16 protein-coding genes are annotated in these 23,208 nt (G+C 68.6%); 13 read left to right on the forward strand and 3 right to left on the reverse strand.

The features are described from left to right. The first annotated feature begins 111 nt into the window (after nt 1-111). The 12 genes from smc (at nt 112) to J5226_RS16160 (ending at nt 17,499) form a co-directional block, all read left to right on the forward strand. Nucleotides 112-3,615 (forward strand): chromosome segregation protein SMC, encoded by a 3,504-nt coding sequence (smc, locus tag J5226_RS16105; protein WP_215835450.1) that lies wholly within the window; start codon nt 112-114, stop codon nt 3,613-3,615. A 287-nt stretch (nt 3,616-3,902) separates the two neighbouring features. Continuing rightward, nucleotides 3,903-4,682 carry a cell division protein ZipA gene (zipA, locus tag J5226_RS16110; protein WP_215835451.1) on the forward strand — a complete coding sequence of 260 codons (780 nt, stop codon included), beginning with the start codon at nt 3,903-3,905 and terminating at the stop codon, nt 4,680-4,682. A 408-nt stretch (nt 4,683-5,090) separates the two neighbouring features. Beyond that, nucleotides 5,091-7,451, forward strand: a complete 2,361-nt coding sequence (gene ligA, locus J5226_RS16115; RefSeq protein WP_255322821.1) for an NAD-dependent DNA ligase LigA — start codon at nt 5,091-5,093, stop codon at nt 7,449-7,451. Continuing rightward, nucleotides 7,448-8,443: an EF-P lysine aminoacylase EpmA gene (gene epmA / locus J5226_RS16120; protein WP_215835452.1), complete on the forward strand. Its 996-nt coding sequence runs from the start codon at nt 7,448-7,450 to the stop codon at nt 8,441-8,443. Before ligA ends, epmA begins: the two co-directional genes overlap by 4 nt. Before the next feature lie 104 nt (nt 8,444-8,547). Continuing rightward, on the forward strand, nt 8,548-9,318 hold the full coding sequence (locus J5226_RS16125) for a DUF3011 domain-containing protein (RefSeq protein WP_215835453.1): 771 nt from the start codon (nt 8,548-8,550) through the stop codon (nt 9,316-9,318). Between the two features lie 204 nt (nt 9,319-9,522). After that, the gene (locus tag J5226_RS16130) at nt 9,523-10,314 is read left to right on the forward strand and encodes a DUF3011 domain-containing protein (protein ID WP_255322822.1); all 792 of its coding nucleotides are present in this window, start codon (nt 9,523-9,525) and stop codon (nt 10,312-10,314) included. 106 nt (nt 10,315-10,420) lie between these two features. Further along, on the forward strand, nt 10,421-11,479 hold the full coding sequence (gene mtnA / locus J5226_RS16135; protein ID WP_215835454.1) for an S-methyl-5-thioribose-1-phosphate isomerase: 1,059 nt from the start codon (nt 10,421-10,423) through the stop codon (nt 11,477-11,479). 82 nt (nt 11,480-11,561) lie between these two features. Then, nucleotides 11,562-12,020, forward strand: coding sequence for a hypothetical protein (locus J5226_RS16140; protein ID WP_215835455.1), 459 nt, complete (start codon nt 11,562-11,564; stop codon nt 12,018-12,020). Between the two features lie 383 nt (nt 12,021-12,403). Beyond that, nucleotides 12,404-15,106, forward strand: coding sequence for a DNA gyrase subunit A (gyrA, locus tag J5226_RS16145; RefSeq protein ID WP_215835456.1), 2,703 nt, complete (start codon nt 12,404-12,406; stop codon nt 15,104-15,106). Between the two features lie 408 nt (nt 15,107-15,514). Beyond that, entirely contained in the window at nt 15,515-16,114 is a 600-nt protein-coding gene (locus J5226_RS16150; RefSeq protein WP_215835457.1) for a YceI family protein, read from the forward strand. 228 nt (nt 16,115-16,342) lie between these two features. Next, complete coding sequence (locus J5226_RS16155) at nt 16,343-16,915, forward strand: dihydrofolate reductase family protein (RefSeq protein ID WP_215835458.1); 573 nt, start codon at nt 16,343-16,345, stop codon at nt 16,913-16,915. Nucleotides 16,916-17,145: 230 nt separating this feature from the next. After that, the gene (locus J5226_RS16160) at nt 17,146-17,499 is read left to right on the forward strand and encodes a DUF1428 domain-containing protein (RefSeq protein ID WP_215835459.1); all 354 of its coding nucleotides are present in this window, start codon (nt 17,146-17,148) and stop codon (nt 17,497-17,499) included. 58 nt (nt 17,500-17,557) lie between these two features. Here J5226_RS16160 and J5226_RS16165 read toward each other — a convergent pair whose 3' ends face one another. After that, nucleotides 17,558-18,448 (reverse strand): serine protease, encoded by an 891-nt coding sequence (locus J5226_RS16165; protein ID WP_215835460.1) that lies wholly within the window; start codon nt 18,446-18,448, stop codon nt 17,558-17,560. 353 nt (nt 18,449-18,801) lie between these two features. Then, nucleotides 18,802-20,706 (reverse strand): M4 family metallopeptidase, encoded by a 1,905-nt coding sequence (locus tag J5226_RS16170; RefSeq protein ID WP_215835461.1) that lies wholly within the window; start codon nt 20,704-20,706, stop codon nt 18,802-18,804. Nucleotides 20,707-21,066: 360 nt separating this feature from the next. Between J5226_RS16170 and J5226_RS16175 the strand changes: the two genes are divergently transcribed. Next, complete coding sequence (locus J5226_RS16175; protein ID WP_215835462.1) at nt 21,067-21,240, forward strand: hypothetical protein; 174 nt, start codon at nt 21,067-21,069, stop codon at nt 21,238-21,240. A gap of 248 nt (nt 21,241-21,488) precedes the next feature. Here J5226_RS16175 and J5226_RS16180 read toward each other — a convergent pair whose 3' ends face one another. Next, nucleotides 21,489-23,039 (reverse strand): M4 family metallopeptidase, encoded by a 1,551-nt coding sequence (locus J5226_RS16180; RefSeq protein WP_215835463.1) that lies wholly within the window; start codon nt 23,037-23,039, stop codon nt 21,489-21,491. Nucleotides 23,040-23,208: the final 169 nt, after the last annotated feature.

The raw sequence follows: 23,208 nt of genomic DNA on the forward strand, positions 1-23,208 counted from the left end.
CGGGTAAGCGCGGCCGAGAACCGCGTCTGGCCCAGCGGATTCAACCACTTGGCCGCACTGCCTAACCTAATTTCCACGGCCGCGTCCGCCGCCCAGAGGCCCCAACGCCGCATGCGTCTGTCCACGATCAAGCTGTCCGGTTTCAAGTCCTTCGTCGACCCGACCACGCTGCACCTGCCCACCAACATGACCGGCGTCGTCGGTCCCAACGGCTGCGGCAAGTCGAACATCATCGACGCGGTGCGCTGGGTGATGGGCGAGAGTTCGGCCAGCCGGCTGCGCGGCGACTCGCTGACCGACGTGATCTTCGCCGGCTCCTCCGCGCGCAAGCCGGTGTCGCAGGCGATGGTCGAGCTGATCTTCGACAACTCCGACCACACCATCACCGGCGAATACGGCGCGTTCGACGAGATCTCGGTCAAGCGCACGGTCAGCCGCGACAGCGTCAACCAGTACTACCTCAACGGCGCCAAGTGCCGCCGCCGCGACATCACCGACCTGTTCCTCGGCACCGGCCTGGGCCCGCGCAGCTACTCGATCATCGAGCAGGGCATGATCTCGCAGATCATCGAGGCCAAGCCTGAGGAATTGCGCGTCTACCTGGAAGAAGCCGCCGGCATCTCCAAGTACAAGGAACGCCGCAAGGAAACCGAGACCCGCATCCGCCACACCCGCGAGAACCTCGACCGCTTGAGCGACCTTCGCGAGGAAGTCGGCAAGCAGCTCGAGCATCTGCGCCGGCAGGCGCGTCAGGCCGAGCAGTACCAAGCCATCCAGGCCGAGCGCAAGGTCAAGGACGTGGAGTGGAAGGCGCTGGAATTCCGCGCCCTGGATCAAAAGCTGCAAACCCAGCGCGAGAAGCTCTCGCAGCAGGAAACCCGCTTGCAGCAGCTCATCGCCGAACAGCGCGAGGCCGAGCGCGAGCTGGAAACCGGGCGCGTGCGCCGCGAGGAAGCCGCCGAGGCCTTGAACAAGGCGCAGGCCGCGAGCTACGAAGTGGGCGGCGCGCTGGCGCGGATCGAACAGCAGATCCAGCACCAGCGCGATCTGTCCGGCCGCCTGCGCAAGGCGCGCGAGGAAGCGCTGGCGCAGTTGGAGGAGATCGGCGGCCACATCGGCAGCGATCAGTCGCGCCTGGACGTGCTGATGGCCGCGGTGGCCGACGCCGAGCCGCGCCTGGACGCGCTGCGCGAGGACGACGAAGCCCGCCAGGACGCGTTGCGCGACGCCGAAACCCAGCTGCAGGAATGGCAGCAGCGTTGGGACGGCCACAGCCGCGAGCAGTCCGAAGCCGCGCGCGCCGCCGAAGTCGAGCGCACCCGCATCGAAGGCCTGGACCGGCAGACGCTCGACGCCGACCGCCGCCGCGAAGCGCTCACCAGCGAGCGTTCGGGCCTGGACGTCGTCGCCTTGGCCGCGGCGTTCGAGCAATTGCAGAGCCAGCACGACTTGCAGAAAGAGTCGCTGGACAGCCTCACCGAAGAACTGGAAACCCGTAAGACCGCGCTCGCCGATTTCCAGGAACAGCAGCGCGCGACCCAGAACCAGCTCGCCGAGGTGCGCAAGCAGGCGCAGACCTCGCGCGGCCGCCTGTCCTCGCTGGAAACCCTGCAGCACGCCGCGCTCGGCCAGGAGCAGGGCGCCGCGCTGACCTGGCTCAAGGCGCGCGGCCTGGATTCGGCCCAGCGCGTCGGCGAAGCGCTGAGCGTGGAGGCGGGCTGGGAGAACGCGGTGGAAAGCGCGCTCGGCCAGCTCATCGAAGGCGTGCTGGTGGAAGCGCCGGAAACCCTGGTCGACGCCATCGGCGAACTCGGCGAAGGCCGGCTCGCGCTGGTGTCGCCCGAGCGCGACGGCGCGACCTATCCGGCGACGTCCCTGGCCTCGAAGGTGCAGGGCCCGGCCGCGATCCGCCGCCTGCTCGCGCGCCTGCACGGCGCCGACGATCTGGCCGCCGCGCGCGCGCTGGTCGCCCAACTCGGCCCCGAGGAAACCGTCATCACCCGCAACGGCGAGCGCCTCGGCGCCGGCTGGCTGCGGGTGCTGCGCTCCGGCGCGGCCAAGCAGGGCGCGCTGCTGCGCGAACGCGACATCCAGACCCTGCGCACCGAGATCGAGGAATTGCAGGAACGCGAGCGCGAGCTCGAACAAACCCAGATCCAACTGCGCGATCGCGCCCTGGCCGCCGAGCAGCACCGCGAAGACGCGCAGCGCTCGCTGTACATGGCCCACCGCGGCGTATCCGAGCTGGCCGGCCAGTTGCAGAGCCATCAAGGCCGCCTGGATCAGGCGCGCAACCGCATCGACAAGATCGACGCCGATCTCGAACAACTGCTGATCGCCCTCGACAGCGCCAACGAGCAAGCGCGCGAGGCGCGCCTGCGCCAGGAAGCGGCGGTCGAGCGCATGGGCGAGCTGGAAGACCAGCGCCAGCGTCTGGAAGCCGAGCGCAGCCGCTTGTTCGAGGCGCGCGATTCCTCGCGCAACATGGCGCGCGAATCGCGCGACGCCGCGCACGCCCTGGTGCTGAGCCTGGAAACCCAGCGCGCGCAGATCGCCGGCCTCACCCAAACCCTGCAGCGCATGGGCGGCCAGCGCGGCCAGCTCGACACGCGCTTGAGCGAGCTCACCGCCCAGCTCAGCGACGGCGACCAGCCGGTGCAGGACCTGGAGCAGCAGCGGCAAGTCGCGCTGGAACAGCGCGTGATCGCCGAGCAGGACCTGACCGGCGCGCGCACCGCGCTGGACGGCATCGACAACGACCTGCGCAAGTTCGAGCAGACCCGCCAGCAGCGCGACGAACAAGCCCTGCAGCAGCGCGAGGGCATCGGCCAGCGCCGCCTGGAGCAGCAGGCGCTGGTGCTCAAGGCCGAGACCCTGACCGAAGCCATCGCCGAAGCCGGCGCGGTGCTGCAGGACGTGGTCAACGCGCTCGACGAGGACGCCGACCCGCAGACCTGGGAACGCACCGTCGCCGACCTCGACAACAAGCTGCGGCGCCTGGAGCCGGTCAATCTGGCGGCGATCGCCGAACACGCCGAGGCCGCGCAGCGCAAGGACTATCTGGACGCGCAGAACACCGACCTGACCACCGCGCTGGAAACCCTGGAAGAGGCGATCCGCAAGATCGACCGCGAGACCCGCGGCCGCTTCAAGGACACCTTCGACCGGGTCAATTCCGGCGTGCAGGAGCTGTACCCGCGCCTGTTCGGCGGCGGCCACGCCTACCTGGAACTCACCGGCGAGGACCTGCTCGACACCGGCGTGGCGATCATGGCGCGTCCGCCGGGCAAGCGCGTGTCCAACATCTCGCTGCTGTCCGGCGGCGAGAAGGCGATGACCGCGGTGGCGTTGGTGTTCGCGATCTTCCGCTTGAACCCGGCGCCGTTCTGCCTGCTCGACGAGGTCGATGCGCCGCTCGACGAAGCCAACGTCGGCCGCTTCACCGCGATGGTCAGCGAGATGAGCGAACAGGTACAGTTCCTGTTCGTGAGCCACAACAAGGCGACGATGGAAGCCGCGGCGCAGCTGTCGGGCGTGACCATGCGCGAGCCGGGCGTGAGCCGTCTGGTGTCGGTGGATCTGGCCGAGGCGACGCGTCTGGCCGGAGCCGCGTAGCGCGCTTCGCTCCGCTCGCCGGAAATCGGCAGCGGAGCATCGGGAATCGTTCGAGCGGTTTGGCCTTTCCCGATCTTCGTTTTGAATCCAATCGTGCAGGATCGGGTCGAGGAACAAAGAATCGGACGGCGGCGACGCGCTTTAACGATTCCCTATCTCCCGATTTCCGTTTTGCATACAAGATCAACAGGCATCGGAACGGCGAGTAAGGAATCGAACGGCCGCGTCGCCCCGCAACGATTCCCGATTTTCCGTTCCCGATCCCCAGCACCAAAAGGAGCAACCGAATGTCCGACGTGACCCTGATGAGGATCGGCATCCTGATCGCCGGCCTGATCCTGATCGGCGCGATCGTGTTCTTCGGCCGTCCGCGCAAGCCCGGCCAGGGCAAGCGCATCGCCCGCGAGGACGAGAGCCGTGGCGGCGAGCGCAAGCCGGCGCCGTCGTCGCCGCGCCAGGAACCGACCCTGGGCGAGCAGATCGAAAACGAACTGGGCGAGGGCGGCCAGCCGGCGGGCGAGTCCACCACCCAGGCCGAGCTGGAACTGTTCGACCGCACCTTGGAAGGCGGCGGCAACGCCGCGACCAGCGAGCTGGGCCGCCGCGTCAGCGACGAGTTCGACAAGATCGTCACCCTGTACCTGGCCGCGCGCGCCGGGCAGAAGCTGCACGGCCCGGACATCGTCGTGGCCGCCGAAAAGGCCGGCCTGGTCTACGGCCACATGGGCGTCTACCACCGTCTGGTCGAAGGCCACCCCGAGCGCGGCCCGGTGTTCAGCGTGGCCAACATCATGAAGCCCGGCAGCTTCGACATGGCCCAGATCCAGGCGCTGGAGACCCCGGCGATCGCCTTCTTCCTGACCCTGCCGGCGCCGGTGCCGGCGCTCGACGCCTGGGAAACCATGCTGCCGACCGCCCAGCGCATGGCCGAACTGCTCGACGCGGTGGTCCTGGACGAACAGCGCAACGCCCTGGGCCGCCAGCGCATCGCCCACCTGCGCGACGAACTGCGCGCCTACGACCGCCAGCGCGAAGCGCCGCCGCTGAGCAAGCCGACGCGCTGGTGAATCGCGGCGAATCGACGCCCCGCTTCGGCGGGGCGTCGTCGTTTCAGGCCTCGCAGATGCTGGATCGCTCCCTGTAGGAGCGGCGCAAGCCGCGACCGCGCCAATTCAACTGCGACGAAGCTTCGCGATCCTCGTCGTGCGCGTACATCGGGCTTCCGGCTCGCGCCGCGGTTGCGGGGGCGCGGTCGCGGCTTGCGCCGCTCCTGCAGGGGGATCGATGTTGCGGTGCGGTGGAGGGGGGCGCTTCGGGGAGGTTCGGCGGGGCTGCGTCGCTTCGGTGGGTCGCGGCTTACGCCGCTCCTACGCGAAGCGAACGATGCGAACGTCGCGTTCCCAGCGACTCAAGCCATCCACAATTGCGCGATTCCCGTTCAAAATGCCGCGAACGCCGCGCCAGGACGCCGACCCGTGACCGACAAAAACACCGCGACCCCGCCCGCGCAACGCGCCGCCGAACTGCGCGCGCGGCTCGACGACGCCAATTACCGCTATTACGTCCTCGACGACCCGACCCTGGCCGACATCGAGTACGACCGCTTGTTGCGGGAACTCGAGGCTTTGGAGGCCGCGCACCCCGAGTTGGCCTCGGCCGATTCGCCGACCCAGCGCGTCGGCAACTCGCCTTCGGGCCAGTTCGCCGAGGTCCGCCACGCGGTGCCGATGCTCTCGCTCGGCAACGCCTTCGCCGACGAGGAAGTCGCCGACTTCGTGCGCCGGATCGAGGAGCGCCTGGACCGCGAGGCGCCGGAGTTCTCGGTCGAACCCAAGCTCGACGGTCTGGCGATCAGCCTGCGCTACGAGAACGGCGCCTTCGTCCAGGGCGCGACCCGCGGCGACGGCGCCACCGGCGAGGACGTCACCGTCAACCTGCGCACGGTCAAGGCCATTCCGATGAAGCTGCGCGGCGAGGACTGGCCGCCGTTGCTGGAAGTGCGCGGCGAGGTCTACATGCCGCTGGCCGCGTTCAAGGCCTACAACGAAAAAGCGATCGCCGACGGCGGCAAGGTCTTGGCGAACCCGCGCAACGGCGCCGCCGGTTCGCTGCGCCAGCTCGATCCGCGCATCACCGCGCAACGCCCGCTGGCGTTCTACGCCTACGCGGTCGGCGTGGTCGCCGAAGACTATCCGCTGCCGGCCAGCCATTCGGCCACGCTGAAGAAACTGCGCGACTGGGGCTTCCCGGTCAGCGCCGAAAGCGGCGTGGTCGCCGGCACCGAAGGCCTGCTCGGCTATTACCGGCAGATGGGCGCCAAGCGCGATTCGCTGCCGTTCGACATCGACGGCGTGGTCTACAAGCTCGACGACTACGCCGGCCAGCGCGAAATGGGCTTCGTCTCGCGCGCGCCGCGCTGGGCGATCGCGCACAAGTTCCCGGCCCAGGAGCAATCCACGCTGCTGGAAGGCATCGACATCCAGATCGGCCGCACCGGCGCCGCCACGCCGGTGGCGCGGCTCAAGCCGGTGCAGGTCGCCGGCGTGGTGGTCACCAACGCGACCTTGCACAACGCCGATCAGATCGCGCGCCTGGACGTTCGCGTCGGCGACACCGTGATCGTGCGCCGCGCCGGCGACGTGATTCCCGAAGTGGTGCGGGTGGTACCCGAGTACCGCGCGCCCGACGCGCCGGAATGGCGCATGCCCGAACACTGCCCGGTGTGCGGCTCCGAAATCCTGCGCGAGGAAGACGGCGTGGTGTGGCGCTGCTCCGGCGGCCTGACCTGCGCCGCGCAGCGCAAGCAAGCGATCGGCCACTTCGCCTCGCGCCGGGCGATGGACATCGAAGGCTTGGGCGAGCGCTACATCGAGGATTTGTCCGACCTGGGCTACGTGCAATCGGTCGCCGACCTCTACAAGCTCGGACTCGACGACCTGCTGGCGATGAAGCGCCGCGCCGACGAGCGCGACGGCACCACGCCGGAAACGGTCAAGGCCGGCAAGGTCGCGACCAAGTGGGCCGAGAACTTGATCGAGGCCATCGACCACAGCCGCAACACCACGCTCGAGCGCTTCTTGTTCGCGCTCGGCATCCAGCACGTCGGCGAAAGCACGGCCAAGGCGTTGTCGGCGTGGCTGGGCGATCTGGCGCTGATCCGCTCGCTGCCGTGGCCGGTGTTCAAGCGCCTGCCCGATGTCGGCGGCGAAGTCGCGCGCGCGCTCGGCCACTTCTTCGATCAGAAGGGCAATCAGCAGGTGATCGACGATCTGATCGAGCGCGGGGTCAACGTCGGCGAGGTTCGCTTGCCGTCGGCCAAGCTGCGCGACGGGCTGAATCTGGCGACGCTGCTGGTCGACATGGAGATTCCCAAGGTCACCAAGATCCGCGCCGATCAACTCGCCGCGGCCTTCGGCGACGCGCAGAAACTGTTCGACGCGCCGGAACACGCGTACGTCACCGCGGGCTTGCCGGCGGAAAGCGCGCAGGCGCTGGCGTCGTGGCTGAGCGTCGAGGAGAACGCGCAGTTGCTGACGAAAGTCGGCGAGGCGCTGGCGAAGCTGGATGCGTTGACGCCCGCGGCGCAGGCGTCCGCGTCGGGTCCGCTGGACGGCCAGACCGCGGTGCTCACCGGCAGCCTGGACGCGATGAGCCGCGACGAAGCCAAGGCGCGGCTGGAAAAGCTCGGCGCCAAGGTTTCCGGCAGTGTGTCGAAGAAGACCCACTTCGTCGTCGCCGGCAGCGAAGCCGGTTCCAAGCTGACCAAGGCGCAGGAACTGGGCGTGGACGTGTGGGACGAAGCCAAGCTGCTCGCGTTCCTGGCCGAACACGAATGAGCGAGGCGACCAACCGCGCGCAGTGGCGGCCCTCGGCGCCGTTTGAGGCGCTGCGCCTGCGCGCGCGGCTTAACGCCGAAATCCGCGCGTTCTTCGCCGCGCGCGGCGCGGTCGAGGTGGAAACCCCGGTGATGTCGCGCGCCGGCAACACCGATCCGAACATCGCTTCGTTTTCGCTGGAATTCAGCGGCCGCACCGACGGCGCGCCGCGCGCGCGCTGGCTGCGCACTTCGCCGGAGTTCCCGCTCAAGCGCTTGCTCGCGGCGGGGTTCGGCGATTGCTACGAACTCGGTCGGGTGTTCCGCGACGGCGAAGCCGGCGGCCGCCACAACCCCGAGTTCACCATGCTCGAGTGGTACCGGCTGGGCTGGGACCATCGCCGCCTGATCGGCGAGACCGCCGAACTGGTGCGTGCCGCGCTGGCCTTGGTCGGGCGCGAGGCGAGCCTGCGCGAAATCACCTACCGCGAGCTGTATCGCGAACGCCTCGGCCTGGACCCGTTCGCGGCCGGCGACGAGGAACTGCGCGCCGCGCTCGGCGAGGTGGTCATCGATCCCGAGGGCTTGAACCGCGACGATTGGCTCGACCTGCTGATGACCCATCGCCTGCAACCGGGTTTCGGCCGCGACGAAATGCTGGCCGTGCGCGATTACCCGGCCTCGCAATGCGCGCTGGCGCGAGTGCGCGAGCGCGCCGACGGCCACGCGGTGGCCGAGCGTTTCGAGTTGTATCTGGGGCCGCTGGAGTTGGCCAACGGCTACCACGAACTCAGCGATTCGGCCGAGCAGGGCGCGCGTTTCGACCGCGACCGCGCGCTGCGCGCGCAACGCGGCGCGGCCGCGCCGCCGCGCGACGAGGCCTTGCTCGACGCGCTCGCCGCCGGCTTTCCCGACTGCGCCGGCGTGGCTCTGGGCGTGGACCGTTTGCTGATGGCGCTGCTCGACACCGCGCGCATCGCCGACGTGCTGGCGTTCGACTTCACGCGCGCTTGACCGCGGTGAACGCCGTGCCTGCCCGGATCGGCCGGCTCGGCGTTTTACGTTGCAAGTTCACGGTTCGCGGTTAGAGTGAGGGCACCACTCGCAGGGGGCCGTGCATGGGTAGTCTGAAAGCCGCGATCCAGCTGTGCGCTCTGACCGCCGTTACCGGCGCCGGCGCAGCGTTCGCGGAGCCGGCGTTCGCCGACCCCGCGGGCGAGCGGCTGTACGGCGGCAATCTGCTGCGCTGCGCCTCCGACGGCGAACAAACCGTGCGTTGCCCGGCCGATACCCGCGGCGGCGTGCGCTTGGTCCGGCGCACGTCCGGCAAGCCTTGCGTGGAAGGCACCAGCTGGGGCGCCGATCGCGGCGGCGTGTGGGTCGCGCAAGGCTGCGCGGCCGACTTCGTGCTCGGCAAGGGCGGCAGCGGCGCCGACAGCACCAGCGGCGCGCGCGTGATCAAGTGTGAGTCTTTGGGCGGACGCTGGAACCACTGCGCCGCGCGCACCGAAGACGGCGTCGCGCTGGCCCAGCAGTTGTCCAAACAACCTTGCCTGCGCAATCAAACCTGGGGCGCCGACAACAGCGGCGTGTGGGTCGCCGGCGGCTGCCGCGGCGAGTTCCGGCTGCTCGGCGCGCAACCCGAAGACGAGCCGGCCGCCGCGACGACGGCCGCGGACGACGGCCGCAAGCTGCTCAAATGCGAATCGCTGGACCGCCGTGCGCGCCGCTGCGACGGCGAGACCGGATCGGGCGTGCGCATGGTCAAGCAATTGTCCAAATCCGAATGCGTGGAAGGCCGCAGCTGGGGCTTCGACGCGCACGGCGTGTGGGTCGAGGGCGGTTGCCGCGCCGAGTTCGAGCTGGACTATCGCGGCAACGGCGGTTGAGGCCTTCGCGCCGAGGCGCGGATAGGTCGGAAGTCATGCGACCAACGGCATGCCGGGCGCCTGTAAACGTTTAACAATAAGCCCGCGATGAATGCGTCTTGCGCATTCGCAATCGGCTCGGTCCGCGCACGGAAATCTTGAGCTGGCGTTAAGCGAATGGCGCTAGAGTCCTCGGCAAAACCGATCACGACAAGGAGCACGAACATGTCCGCACGCATGCTTTCCGCCACCGGCTTCGGCCTCGCGCTGGGCTTGGGCCTGGCCGCCGGCGCCGCCCAGGCGGCGCCGCAGTACGGCGACGATTACGGCTATGGCGACAGCGGCACCATCCGCTGCGAATCCGACAACGGCCGCTATCGCCGCTGCAACGCCGATACCCGCGGCGGCGTGCGTCTGTCGCGCCAGCTGTCGAGCTCTTCGTGCATCCAGGGCCGCAGCTGGGGTTACGACCGCAACAGCGTGTGGGTGTCGGAAGGCTGCCGCGCCGAGTTCGACCTGGGCCGCGGCGGTTGGAACGGCGGCGGCAACGGCGGCTGGAACGGCGGCGGTGGCGGCGGCGACGTGGTGCGCTGCGAATCCGACGGCGGCCGCTGGCGCAGCTGCCCGATCAACGGCAACCGCGCGCGCCTGCAGCGCCAGCTGTCGAGCTCCTCGTGCGTCGAGGGCCAGAGCTGGGGTTCGCGTCCGGGCGAGGTATGGGTCAGCAACGGCTGCCGCGGCGAGTTCGTGGCCGGCCGCGGCAACGGCGGTTGGAACGGCGGCGGTGGCGGCTGGAACGGCGGCAACAACGGCGGCGGTTGGGGCGGCGGCGGTCGCGAGATCAGCTGCGAGTCCAACAACAACCGTCAGAACCGCTGCAACATGAGCATCCGCCGCGACGTGCGGCTGATCCGCCAGAGCTCGGGCTCGCCGTGCATCGAGGGCCAGACCTGGGGTTGGGACCGTTCCGGCGTGTGGGTGTCCAACGGCTGCCGCGGGCGCTTCCAGGTCGATTGATCGCCGCGGTTTCCGCAATCGAAAAACGCCCCGGCCGCACGCCGGGGCGTTTGCGTTTTCGGGCGCGGTTTCGAGACCGACACACGCATCCGTTAAACTGGCCGGCATGAACGACGCCATCGATTTCGACCGTTACGACCGCATCCGCCCGATCCGCTGGACCGGGCAGGCCCTGGAACTGCTCGACCAGCGCAAGCTGCCGTTCGCGGTGGAATACGTGAGTTGCGCCGACAGCGACGCGGTCGCCGCGGCGATCCACGCGCTGACCGTGCGCGGCGCGCCGGCGATCGGCATCGCCGCGGCCTGGGGCGCGGTGTTGGCCGCGCGCGGGGTCGAGGCCGCCGACGGCGCGCAGGCGCTGGCGTCGATCGAACCGGCGCTGCAGCGGCTCAACGCCGCGCGCCCGACCGCGGTCAATCTGGCCTGGGCGCTGGCGCGCATGCGCCGCGCGTTGGCCGGCGCCGGCGCGGATTGGCGCGAGGCGCTGGAACGCGAGGCGCAGGCCATCGCCGAGGAAGACCTCGCCGCCAACCGCCGCATGGGCGCGCTCGGCGCGGCCCTGATCGAACCCGGCCGCGGCGTGCTGACCCATTGCAACACCGGCTCGCTGGCCACCGCCGGCTTCGGCACCGCGCTCGGCGTGATCCGCGCCGGCGTCGCCCAGGGCCGGATCGCGCAGGTGTTCGCCGGCGAAACCCGGCCGTGGCTGCAGGGCGCGCGGCTGACGGTGTGGGAGCTGGAGCAGGACGGCATCGCGCCGACGCTGATCGCCGATTCGGCCGCCTCGCATCTGATGAAGAGCGGGCAGGTGGGCTGGGTGATCGTCGGCGCCGACCGCATCTGCGCCAACGGCGACACCGCCAACAAGATCGGCACTTATCAGCTCGCCATCGCCGCGCGCCATCACGGCGTCAAGTTCATGGTGGTGGCGCCGTCCTCGACCGTGGACATGGACACCGCCTCGGGCGACCTGATCGAAATCGAAGAGCGCGACCCGGGCGAGCTGTTCGCCGTCGGCGGCGCCCGCACCGCGGCCGAGAACGTCGGCGCCTGGAATCCGGTGTTCGACGTCACGCCGCACGAGCTGATCGACGCCATCGTCACCGAGCGCGGCGTGATCGAGCGGCCGGACGCAGCGGCGATGAAGGCCGCGTTTTCCGCGTAATCACTTCGGCCGGCAATCTCGGCCGAACGACCGCGCGCCGGCGGCCCGCCGGCGCGCTTCGCCCCTCCAAGGACACGGACCCATGCCCGGCGACCGCACCCTGCTGCCCGCGCTGATCGCGATCGATCACGACGACTACCACGCCGAACACGTCGGCCGTCTCGCCGACGGACGCCAGTTCTTCCTGACCACGCCGTTCGTGGGCGCGATCGCCGGGCGCACCGGCAACGAGTTCGTCGCGCTGTACCTGTTCGACGCCGCCGGCGCGTTGCTGGACGCGCGCATCGACGAGTTCGGGCCGCGCGACCGGATGGACGGCGACGCGCGCAAGCGGTTGTACGAGCAGCGCCTGGCCGAGTTGGGCGAACCCGAATTCGGCCGGATCGAAATCGCGCCGTTCGCGGTCGAGCGTTTCGGCGTCGAGTTCGGCCTGATCCCGAATTGGCCGGAAGACGAGGACGAGCACCTCTCGATCAGCCTGCAGCCGGGCGATTACATGGCGTTCTTCGAGCCCTGGGACAGCGGCGACTACGACACCTGAGGCGGCCTGCGCGGCGCTGCGGCGCGATCGCGCGGGTCGGACGAAGGTTGCCGGGGCAGGGCGCGCGCACGCGGCCAGCGCTCGCAGCGAGCGCTTTTGTCGAGGCCGCGGCGAACCTATCCGCCCGGCTTGCCGCGACGCCCGCCGCGGATGTTGCAGCGCAGCTGAAAAAGCCCGCCAAGTGCTTGTTTCTGCGTGGGAATCGAGCCCATGCCTAGCGGCTTTTGTGCTATGATCGCCTGTCTCTTTGATGCCGCCCCGAGCGAGCTGCAGGACAGGCCCGCCGAGGGCGCGTTTCTGCAGGTTTCGCCGGCGTTCCCGATGGAATGCCGGCGCCGCTCGATCGGGGCGTCCGAATCACAGTACGCAGCAACGGAACCCTGATGGCCGAACTCGCCAAGGAAATCATCCAGGTCAATCTCGAAGACGAGATGCGCCGCAGCTACCTCGACTACGCCATGAGCGTGATCGTGGGGCGCGCGCTCCCCGACGTCCGCGACGGCCTCAAGCCTGTGCACCGCCGCGTCCTGTACGCGATGAACGAGCTCGGCACCCACGCCAACAAGCCGCACGTCAAGTCCGCGCGCATCGTCGGCGACGTGATCGGTAAGTACCACCCGCACGGCGACCAGTCGGTGTACGACACCCTGGTGCGCATGGCGCAGCCGTTCTCGCTGCGCTATCTGCTGGTCGACGGCCAAGGCAACTTCGGCTCGGTCGACGGCGACGACGCCGCGGCGATGCGATACACCGAGGCGCGCATGACGCGCCTGACCCACGAACTGCTCGCCGACATCGACAAGGAAACCGTCGATTTCCAGCCCAACTACGACGAGAAGGAACTCGAGCCGACGGTGCTGCCCACGCGGGTGCCGCACCTGCTGGTCAACGGCTCGGCCGGCATCGCGGTGGGCATGGCGACCAACATTCCGCCGCACAACCTCACCGAAGTGGTCAACGCGGTCATCGCGCTGATCGACGAGCCCGAGATCGACGTCGACGGCCTGATGGCCTACATCCCGGGCCCGGATTTCCCGACCGCGGGCATCATCAACGGCACCGCCGGCATCGTCGCCGCCTACCGCACCGGCCGCGGCCGCGTGCGCATGCGCGCGCGCGCCGAGATCGAGGTCAACCAGGACACCGGCCGCGAGGCGATCGTCGTCACCGAGATCCCGTACCAGGTCAACAAGGCGCGCTTGATCGAGAAGATCGCCGAGCTGGTCAAGGAAAAGCGCCTGGAAGGCATCAGCGAGCTGCGCGACGAGTCCGACAAGGACGGCATGCGCATCTTCATCGAGGTCAAGCGCGGCGAAGCGGCCGAAGTGGTGCTCAACAACCTCTATCAGCAGACGCAGATGGAGTCGGTGTTCGGCATCAACATGGTCGCCCTGGTCGACGGCCGCCCGCAGCTGCTGACGCTCAAGCAGGTGCTGGAAGCGTTCGTGCGCCACCGCCGCGAGGTGGTGACCCGCCGCACCATCTTCGAACTGCGCAAGGCGCGCCAGCGCGCGCACATCTTGGAAGGCCTGACGGTCGCGCTCGCCAACATCGACGAGATGATCGAGCTGATCAAGACCTCGGCGAACCCGAACGAAGCGCGCGAGCGCATGCTGGCCAAGACCTGGGAACCGGGTCTGGTCGGCGCGCTGCTGCAGGCCGCGGGCGCCGAAGCCTCGCGTCCGGAAGACCTGCCGCCGGGCGTGGGCCTGCACGACGGCCGCTATCAGCTGACCGAAGTCCAGGCCAACCAGATCCTGGAAATGCGCCTGCACCGCCTGACCGGCCTGGAGCAGGAACGCCTTACCGACGAATACAAGCAGCTGCTCGAAGCGATCCGCGGCCTGATCGAGATTCTCGAGAATCCCGACGTGCTGCTGGACGTGATCCGCACCGAGCTGCGCAACCTCAAGGAAGAGTTCGGCGACGAGCGCCGCAGCGAAATCCGCGCCAGCGAAGAGGATCTCGACATCCTCGACCTGATCGCGCCGGAAGACGTGGTGGTGACGCTGTCGCATGCCGGTTACGCCAAGCGCCAGCCGGTCAGCGCCTATCGCGCGCAGAAGCGCGGCGGCAAGGGCCGCAACGCCGCCGCGACCAAGGACGAGGACTTCATCGACAAGCTGTGGCTGGTCAACACCCACGACACGCTGCTGACCTTCACCAGCACCGGCCGGGTGTTCTGGCTGCCGGTGCACCAGCTGCCCGAGGCCGGCCCGAACGCGCGCGGCCGTCCGATCATCAACTGGCTGGCGCTGGAAGCCGGCGAGCAGGTGCAGGCGGTGCTGCCGGTGCGCGAGTACGACGAAGACCACTTCGTGTTCTTCGCCACCCGCAACGGCCGGGTCAAGAAGACCCCGCTGACCGAGTTCGCGTTCAAGCTCGCGCGCGGCAAGATCGCGATCAACCTCGACGACAGCGACGCGCTGGTGGACGTGGCGCTGACCAACGGCGAATGCGATGTGATGCTGTTCGCCTCCAACGGGCGCGCGGCGCGCTTCGCCGAATCGACCGTGCGTCCGATGGGCCGCACCGCCAGCGGCGTGCGCGGCATGCGCCTGCTCGCCGCGTCGGCCTCCGAGGCCGAGGGCGACGACGCGCCGGCGGCCGAGGGCGACGGCGATGCGAGCGACGCGCCCAACGACACCGGCACGGTGGTGGTGAGCCTGGTCGTGGTCGAGGGCGACGGCGACATCCTCACCGCCAGCGAACGCGGCTACGGCAAGCGCACGCCGGTCGAGGACTATCCGCGCAAGGGCCGCGGCACCCAGGGCGTGATCGCGCTGAAGACCACCGAGCGCAACGGCGCGCTGGTCGGCGCGATCCAGCTCAGCGATCACCACGAAGTGCTGATGATCTCCGACGGCGGCACCCTGGTGCGCACGCGCGCGGCGGAGATCTCGCAGGTCGGCCGCAACACTCAGGGCGTGACCCTGATGCGGTTGTCGGAAGGCGAGACCTTGCAGACCATCGAGCGCGTGGACGCTTCGCTGGACGACGAGGACGGCGAGGGCGAGGCCGCCACCGGCGCGCCGGCCGCGGACGCGGCGGGCGGGAGCGTGGAGACGCCGACGCCGGAGGCGTGATGCGTTCGCGCGTGGGTTAGCCGGAAAACGCCGCCTTCGGGCGGCGTTTTCTTTTGTGTCGTTTCGGTTGGGTCCCCTGTAGGGGCGGCGTAGCCGCGACTGCGCCAATGGGACGGCGACGAAACGCGTTCGGCCTGCGCTGGGAGCGGTGCTGTGCGTTGGTCGACAGGAGCCTGGGGGGATCGGGGCTTCGGGGTTTGGCGGCGGGGCTGCGTTGCTTCGGTGGGTCGCGGCTTACGCCGCTCCTACAAGGGGCCATCGGAGCCACGTCGTATGTTGCAGCGCACGATGCGCGAATGCGCATCGCTGCACCGCCGATGGGTGACGCCTTGCGATTGCGGCGGCGCGCAGCCCGGTGCTAGCGTGCCCCCGGCTTTCCCGCCACCGCCCGCCACCGGAGACCGCCCCATGAAGCCGTCCGCGCTTTGCGTCCTGACCTCGCTCGTCCTGCTGGCCGGCTCCGCCGCCGCCGAGCCGGTCGTCTACAAGATCGATCCCAGCCACACCTATCCCAGCTTCGAGGCCGACCACATGGGCGGGCTGTCGAACTGGCGCGGCAAGTTCAACAAGACCGAAGGCAGCATCACCCTCGATAAGAAAGCGGGGGCCGGCACGGTGGACGTCAAGATCGACGTGACCAGCGCCGACTTCGGCCTCGACGCGATGAACGAGGAAGCGCAGAAGGCGATCTTGTTCGACACCGCCAAGTTCCCGACCGCGACTTACAAGGGCAAGCTCGCCGGCTTCAAGGACGGCAAGCCGGGCAAGGTCGAGGGCGAACTGACCCTGCACGGCGCGACCAAGCCGCTGACGCTGACCATCACCCAGTTCAAGTGCATGCCGCATCCGATGTACAAGCGCGAAGTCTGCGGCGCCGACGCCAGCGCCACGTTCCAGCGCGATCAGTTCGGCATGGGCGCGGGCAAGGATTGGGGCTTCAGCATGGCGGTGAATCTGCGCATTCAGGTCGAAGCCATCGCCGAGGAAACCGCGCCGGCGAAGAAGTAAACCGGCGTTCGCGCGCGCACGCGGCCCTCGCGTGCGCGCCTCGCCGCGCATGCGCGCAACGCGCGTGCGCACGCTCGTACGCTGCGCGCGCCTGCGCGTTCGCGCGGATCCGCGCATGACAAACCACACTGGGGCGCGCGCGGCGCAGCCCCGATAGTCTGGCCCAACACACGCACGACCCGTCGCCGCCGCGCATCGCGCCGCGCGGCGGACGTTTTCGGAGCGAGCATGGGCAAGGTGGTGATCGACGTCAGCATGTCCCTGGACGGCTATCTGGCCGGCCGCGACGTATCGCCGGCGCAGCCGATGGGCGAGCGCGGCGAAGTGCTGCATCGCTGGCTGTTCGATTCCGCCGACGCGGTGGCCGCGCGCCTGGGCCGCGAATTGCGCGACGGCGCCGGCGCGGTCGTGTTGGGCCGCCGCACCTTCGAGGTCGGCATCGGCGAATGGCGCGACACGCCGTTTCCCTTGCCCAGTTTCGTGGTCACGCGCGCGCCGCGCGAACGCTTGCCGATGCGCAGCGCCAGCTTCGAGTTCGTCAGCGACGGCGCGCTGGCGGCGCTGCGGCGCGCGCAGGAAGCGGCCGAGGAGCGCGACGTGCTGGTCATGGGCGGGGAATTGAGCCGCTCGTTGCTGGCCGCCGGCGCGGTCGACGAGTTGAATCTGCATCTGGTGCCCGTCGCGCTGGGCGCGGGCGTGCGCTTGTTCGACGAAGGCTTCGCCGGCGCGCGGCTGGAGTGCACGGGCATGGTCGAATCGGCCGGCGTGGTGCATCTGCGTTATCGGATCCGGCGCGGCTGAGCGGCGCGCGTCCGGTCGGGCGCGCCCAGCGCCGCCGGTCGAAGCGGTAGGATGGAAACGGACATTGCCGCGACAGGCTCCCGGCCTCTCGCCCGAAACCTCTCGCCCGACGCGGCGCGAGTGCGATCCGCGCGGCCCGATCGCGGCGCCGCGCCGACAACGAGCGCCGCGCCGTCGCGGCGGCGCGAAGCGATTTCCCCACCCTGGGCGCAAGGCCCGCAGGAGGATGCATGAGTTACGTCGACGGTTTCGTAGTGGCGGTCCCGAAGGACAACATCGCCGCTTATCGCAAGCTCGCGCGCAAGGCCGGCAAGATTTGGATCGAACACGGTGCGGTCGCCTATTGGGAAAACATCGGCGACGACGTGCCGCCCGGCAAGCTCACCTCGTTTCCGATGGCGGTCAAGCTCAAGCCGGGCGAAGTGGTGGCGTTCTCGTGGATCGTCTACAAATCGCGCAAGCAGCGCGACAAGATCAACGCCAAGGTGATGGCCGATCCGCGCTTGCAGATGGACATGGCGAATGCGCCGTTCGACGCCAAGCGCATGATCTACGGCGGCTTCAAGCCGTTGGTGGTGCTCTGAGGCCAGCGTCCGCGCGAGTCGCCGCGCCGGTGCGAGCCGGCGCGGCGAGCTTCGACGATTACTTGGCCGGCGCGAACTTCACGCCCTTGCTGAAGGGATCGGCGATGAAGGCCGAGATCTCCTCGTTGGCCACGCGGGTGAACACGCCCGGATAGCCGGTCGCGCCGCAGCCGGCGCCGCGGCTGACCACGCCGACCTGCAAGAAGTTCTTGTCGCCCGGCAAGGCCACGAACAGCGGGCCGCCGGAATCGCCCTGGCAGGCGTCCTTGCCGGTGCGGCCGGCGCAGAGGTCCAGCCCCTGCGCGGCGAGCATGCCGGTGCCGCGATACGCGTAAGCGCATTCGGCGTAGGACACCACCGGCAACTGCACTTCCTGCAAGCGGTTCGGCTGGCGCGTGCCGTTGCCGCCGGGCGGGAACGGGTTTTGCTGGATGGTGTTGCCCCAGCCGATGTTGGTCAGTTGGGTACCCGGACGTTCGAGCGCATCGGTGCCGGCGGTGACCAGCGCGACCGGTTTGATCTTGTCGATCGGCGTCTTCAACACCAGGATCGCGACATCGTAGCCGCCGTCGCCGGCCAGATACTTGGGATGCACGTACGCCGCATCGACTTCGGCCTTGATCCCTTGCGCGTCGTTCTTCAACGCGGTGCGGCCGGCGACCACCGAGTACTGCGCGGCCTCGAAGCCGACGCAATGCGCGGCGGTCAGCACCAGCCAGCGCGAGATCAGCGAGCCGCCGCACCAGTGGTTGTCGTAGGCGTTGGCGCCGCCGAGCAGCTTGAGCTGCACGGTGACCATGAACGGATATTTGCCGTTGCTCACATCGATGCCGCCGATGATCTGCGGACGCACTAAATCTTTCTGCGCCGGCTGCGCGGCTTGCGCCGAAACGCTCAATCCGGCCAGCGCCAAGGTGGCGGCGAGGCCCATCCATTTGAAGGCTTTCATTGGCTGTTGCTCCATAGCGGTGTTGCGCGATGAAAATCGCGGGGACGAGGGATCCCGCTCCGCCGCGCGAACGCGGCGGATCGATGCCGGCGATGAGCCGTGTACGCGCGCTGGCGGGACGTGGGGGCGGTTGCGCGGGCCGCACGTCAGAGATAGCGCCGCGCGCGAGCGCGCGTCAGGCGCGGATCGGCCGCGTTCGCGCCGCGTTGTGCTTATCCGATTCCAGAACCACAACTCGATTACAAGGCATGCACTCGCCGTGCACGCCGTGCGCAACGAAAAACCCCGGCCGAAGCCGGGGTTTTTCGAGGCCGCGAACGGCCCGCGTAGCGTCCTTGCGAACGATCATTCGATCAGAACGTGATGCTCCACTTGTCGATGCGGCCGACGTCGGCATTGGCGTTGTCGTTCACGCGCAGCTTCCAGGTGCCGTTGAGCGGTTCGCTGGAGAGGTTGAAGGTGAAGGTGCCGGTGACGTTGTCGGCGCTGCCGCCCGAACGGTTGCTGATGTTGTACAGCGAGCCGTCCGGCGCGACCAGGTCGACCTTCAGGTCGCCGCGGTAGGTGTGGATGATGTTGACCGAGACCTGCGCGTTGGTCGGCGCGTTGCCGGTACGGCCGGAGACCGTGATCGGGCTGTCGACGGTGGCGTTGTCGTTGATCGCGTAGTCGGTTTCGTTGGTGTAGGTCTGGCCGCCCGGGCCAGGGCCGCCGCCGGGGCAATCCACGCCGACCTGCAGGAACGCGTCGGACACGTCGGCCAGGGTGAAGCCCAGGTCGGTGGCCGCCTGTTCGACGCCGCAAGCGCCTTGGTTGAAGTCGGTGCTCGGGGTCCAGTAGTCCTTGTTCGCCTTGGCGAAGACCTTGAACGCCTTGATCGTGCCCCAACCGGACTTGCTCGCCAGCAGGTAGAACGCCTTGTTGTAGACGCCCGAGGAGTAATGGACGTCCAGGCCGTTGTAGTAATCGGCGGCGTTGCCGATCGAACGGCCGTCCTGCGGCGGGTTGGCCATGTAGCGCAGCGCGCCGGTGCCCTTGAAGATCTGCGCGCCGACCAGGAAGTCGTTGCTGCCGCGCATGTAGAACTCGGCGGCTTCGCCGGCGATGTCCGAATACGCTTCGTTGATGCCGCCGGACTGGCCGGAGTAGGTCAGGCCCGACTGCTGTTCGGTGAAGCCGTGCGAGACTTCGTGCGCGGCGACGTCGAGCGCGACCAGCGGATAGAACGTGGTCGCGCCGTCGCCGAAGGTCATGGCGGAGCCGTCCCAGAACGCGTTCTCGTAGCTGGTGCTGTAGTGGACCTTCATCGCCAACTGGAAGGTCAGCGGCGGGGTGCCGACGTAGCTGTTGTACATGTCGAACACGACATGGCCGAAGTAGTGCGCATCGTTCAGCGGCGAATAGGCGCCGTTGATGGTCTTGACCGTGTTGCGCGGGCAGGTGTACGAGAACGCCGTCGAGCCGCTGGTGCCTCCGTTGAGGTTCACCGTCTTGACGTTGGTGTTGTTCATCGTGCAGGTGCTGCCGCTCTGGGTCACGTCGTTGAACCCGAAGTTCGTGCCGTATTCGTACTGGCCGGTCTTCTGGTTGCCGCCGGGGCCGGTGCCGACCAGGGCGTGGTTCAAGCCGTCCCACTGCTTGAGCACCTTGCCGCTGTTGGCGTCGACGACGACGAACGGACGCATCGGCGAGCCGCCCTTGGCCGAGTCGGCGAAGTAGTTGACGACATAGGCCAGGTGCGCCTTGCCGGCGTCGTCGATGTAGATCATCTGCTGGCTGCTTTCGTTGCGCGTCAGCAGCGCGGCGGCGCTCTTGCCCATGCCGGCGCTCTTGGCCACGCTCAGCGCCTGCGCGCTGTCGAACTTGGCCTTGAGGTTCGGCAGTTCGGCGGCCAGACCGGCGACCGAGCGGCCGAACAGCGAGCGCACGTTGCCCTTGGCGTCTTCGCGCACGACCACGTGCTCGCCGAACACCGGGATGCCGCGGAAGGTCTGCTGATAGCGGTAGTTACGCGAGCCGTCGGCGTCGACGCTGCTCTTGAGCTGGGTCAGCGAGGACTCGGCGTCGAGCGCGATCAGTTCGGCGTGACGGACGTTGGCCTTGGCGGCGGCGCCGGACTTGGCGGCGACGGCCTGGTACTGCTGGTTGAGCTTGGCGACGTCGACGCCATGCAGGTCGACGCGCTGGGCGGCGCCGGCGGCGCCGGCGACGAGGGCGAGCGACAGGGCGAAGGACAGGGCCGATACATTGCGATTCACTGGTATTACCCCCAAACGAGTGTGGATGGTGGCCGCGTTCGCGGCCGGCTCTCAGTGCTCGTGCATCCGCTCCCCCGTAGCCCGCGGCGGCGCTTTCGGACGATCCGTGCCCTTAAGAGCGCACGCGTTGCCGGACTTCGTGCGGATACCGCGCTGGCGCCGCGCGGCGGAGGGACGCTAGGGGCGGGACGAAAAAACCGTCAACGCGGGTTGCGCAGTTCACAGTGCGAATGCGACCTGGGCATGTGCGCGCGCAGCACGGTTTCGTCTGAAAGCATTGCGCCGCCTTGGCTGTGGCGCTTTGTCGCGAAATCGGGCTTCAAAACATCGCCGTAATAATGTTTCACTTATGTTGCTGCGATGCAGCAGGATATTGCGGGCGGATGTAGGGGGTTCGCCTGCTTTATGCGTTCAATTAATGTGACTTCGGTCGGCTGGAAGCGTTTGCAGCGGGAAAAGCGCGCTATCCGCGCCGAAGCGCCGCACCGGTTCTATTTCTCAGTTTCCTTCCGCGCGATTATGTCCATCGGCTGATGTGACCCGTGCACGCGCGGTTTTGCTCGGTCCATTGCAGTCCCCGATCATTATGTTTCTTCATGAGTCCGGGCGCGTTGCGGAAACCGGAACGGTGCCTCATATCGTCGCCGGATCGCCCGGTGCGACGCCGGCGCTGCGTTGCCGGGGCGGAAAATTCCAGAAAAAACCCCGGCCGGGGCCGGGGTCGCCAATGCCGAGGAACGAGCGGACCGGCGCGGCGGCGGCCGCGCCGGTCCGCGCGAGGCTTACTGCGCGGTCACGCCGACCTGATTGAACGCGTCGATCACGTCCGCGGTGCTGTAGCCCAGATCCGCCGCCGCCTGACGCACGCCCTGGCCGCCCTGGTTGAAGTTGGTGCTCGGGGTCCAGTAGTCCTTATTCGCCTTGGCGAAGGCCTTGAACGCCTTGACCGTGCCCCAGTTCGGCTTGTTGGCCAACAGATAGAAGGCCTTGTTGAACACGCCCGAGGAGTAGTGCACGTCCAGGCCGCTGGTGTAGTTGCGGGCGTGGCCGATCGAACGGCCGTCGCGGGTCGGGTCGTCGAAGTAGCGCAGGGCGCGGCCGGAGGCCTTGAAGATGTCGGCGCCGACCAGGAAGTCGTTGCGGCCGCGCGAGAAGAACTCGGCCGCTTCGCCGGCGATGTCGGAGTACGACTCGTTGATGCCGCCGGACTGGCCGGAATAGATCAGGCCCGACTGCTGCTCGGTGAAGCCGTGCGAGGCTTCGTGGGCGACCACGTCGAGCGAGACCAGCGGATAGAACGTGGTCGCGCCGTCGCCGAAGGTCAGCGCGCTGCCGTCCCAGAACGCGTTCTCGTAGTTACGGCTGTAGTGCACGCGCAGGGTCAGCTGGAAGGTCAGCGGCGACAGGCCCAGGTAGGCCTGATAGGTGTCGAACACGACCTTGCCGAAGTAATGCGCGTCGTTGAGCGGCGAGTAGGCGCCGTTGATGGTCTTCACCGTGTTGCGCGGGCCGGTGTACGAATACGCGGTGGAGCCGCTGGTGCCGTGGTTGAGGTTCACCGTCTTCACGTTGGGCGTGCTGAAGGTGTAGGTGCTGCCGTTCTGGGTGACGTCGAGGAACGGGCGGCCACCGCTGCCGTATTCGTACTGGCCGATCTTCTGGTTGCCGCCGGGGCCGGTGCCGAGCAGGGCGTGGTTGAGGCCGTCCCACTGCTTGAGGATCTTGCCGCTGGCGGCGTCGACGATCGCGAACGGACGGCTGGGCTCGCCGCCGCCGACCGCGTCGGCGACGAAGTCGACCGCGTAGGCCAGACGCGCCTGGCCGGCATCGTCGATGAAGACCACCTTGCGGCTGTTCTCGTTGCGGGTCTGCAGCGAGGCGGCGCGCTTGCCGTGCGCGGCGGCCTTGGCCAGACCCAGCGCCTGCGACGCGCTCAGCTTGGCGTCGAGTTTCGGCAGGTCGGCCTTGAGCCCGGCGACCGAGCGGCCGAACAGGGCGCGCACGTTGCCCTGCGCGTCCTCGCGCACCACCACGTGTTCGCCGAACACCGGCACGCCCTGATAGGTCTGCTGATAGCGGTAGTTGCGCGAGCCGTCGGCGTCGACGCTGCTCTTGAGCTGGCGCAGGCTGGAGTCGGCGTCGAGCGCGATCACTTCGGCGTGGCGCGCGTCGGCCTTGGCGACGGCGCCGGTCTTGGCGGTGGCGGCCTGGTACTGGCGGTTGAGCTTGGCCACATCGACCCCGTGCAGGTCGATCACTTGCGCCGCGTCGGCGGCGCCGGCGGCGAGGACGAGCGAAAGGGCGAGGGACAGTGCCGATACGTTGCGATTCATGGGTATTGCTCCGGATGTGAGGGAGAAAGTGACGGCCGTGTCCGCGGGTTTCGCGCGGAGCCGCGGCGTGGTTGCGCGGCGGAATCGACGCTAGGCAGGCGCGGCGGGAGCGGCAATGCGCCGTGCCGCGGTCACATCGGGAACGGGAGATTGTCCGTGGCGGTTTTCG

Source organism: Lysobacter sp. K5869 (genome assembly GCF_018847975.1).
In the GTDB taxonomy this organism is placed as follows: domain Bacteria; phylum Pseudomonadota; class Gammaproteobacteria; order Xanthomonadales; family Xanthomonadaceae; genus Lysobacter.

Coding starts and splice junctions, on each gene's coding strand:
- J5226_RS16130 (WP_255322822.1), top strand. CDS start 9,523: ATGTCCGCACGCATGCTTTCCGCCACCGGCTTCGGCCTCGCGCTGGGC.
- epmA (WP_215835452.1), top strand. CDS start 7,448: ATGAGCGAGGCGACCAACCGCGCGCAGTGGCGGCCCTCGGCGCCGTTT.
- smc (WP_215835450.1), top strand. CDS start 112: ATGCGTCTGTCCACGATCAAGCTGTCCGGTTTCAAGTCCTTCGTCGAC.
- J5226_RS16180 (WP_215835463.1), bottom strand. CDS start 23,039: ATGAATCGCAACGTATCGGCACTGTCCCTCGCCCTTTCGCTCGTCCTC.
- J5226_RS16150 (WP_215835457.1), top strand. CDS start 15,515: ATGAAGCCGTCCGCGCTTTGCGTCCTGACCTCGCTCGTCCTGCTGGCC.
- mtnA (WP_215835454.1), top strand. CDS start 10,421: ATGAACGACGCCATCGATTTCGACCGTTACGACCGCATCCGCCCGATC.
- J5226_RS16125 (WP_215835453.1), top strand. CDS start 8,548: ATGGGTAGTCTGAAAGCCGCGATCCAGCTGTGCGCTCTGACCGCCGTT.
- zipA (WP_215835451.1), top strand. CDS start 3,903: ATGTCCGACGTGACCCTGATGAGGATCGGCATCCTGATCGCCGGCCTG.
- J5226_RS16140 (WP_215835455.1), top strand. CDS start 11,562: ATGCCCGGCGACCGCACCCTGCTGCCCGCGCTGATCGCGATCGATCAC.
- gyrA (WP_215835456.1), top strand. CDS start 12,404: ATGGCCGAACTCGCCAAGGAAATCATCCAGGTCAATCTCGAAGACGAG.
- J5226_RS16155 (WP_215835458.1), top strand. CDS start 16,343: ATGGGCAAGGTGGTGATCGACGTCAGCATGTCCCTGGACGGCTATCTG.
- J5226_RS16175 (WP_215835462.1), top strand. CDS start 21,067: ATGCAGCAGGATATTGCGGGCGGATGTAGGGGGTTCGCCTGCTTTATG.
- J5226_RS16165 (WP_215835460.1), bottom strand. CDS start 18,448: ATGAAAGCCTTCAAATGGATGGGCCTCGCCGCCACCTTGGCGCTGGCC.
- J5226_RS16160 (WP_215835459.1), top strand. CDS start 17,146: ATGAGTTACGTCGACGGTTTCGTAGTGGCGGTCCCGAAGGACAACATC.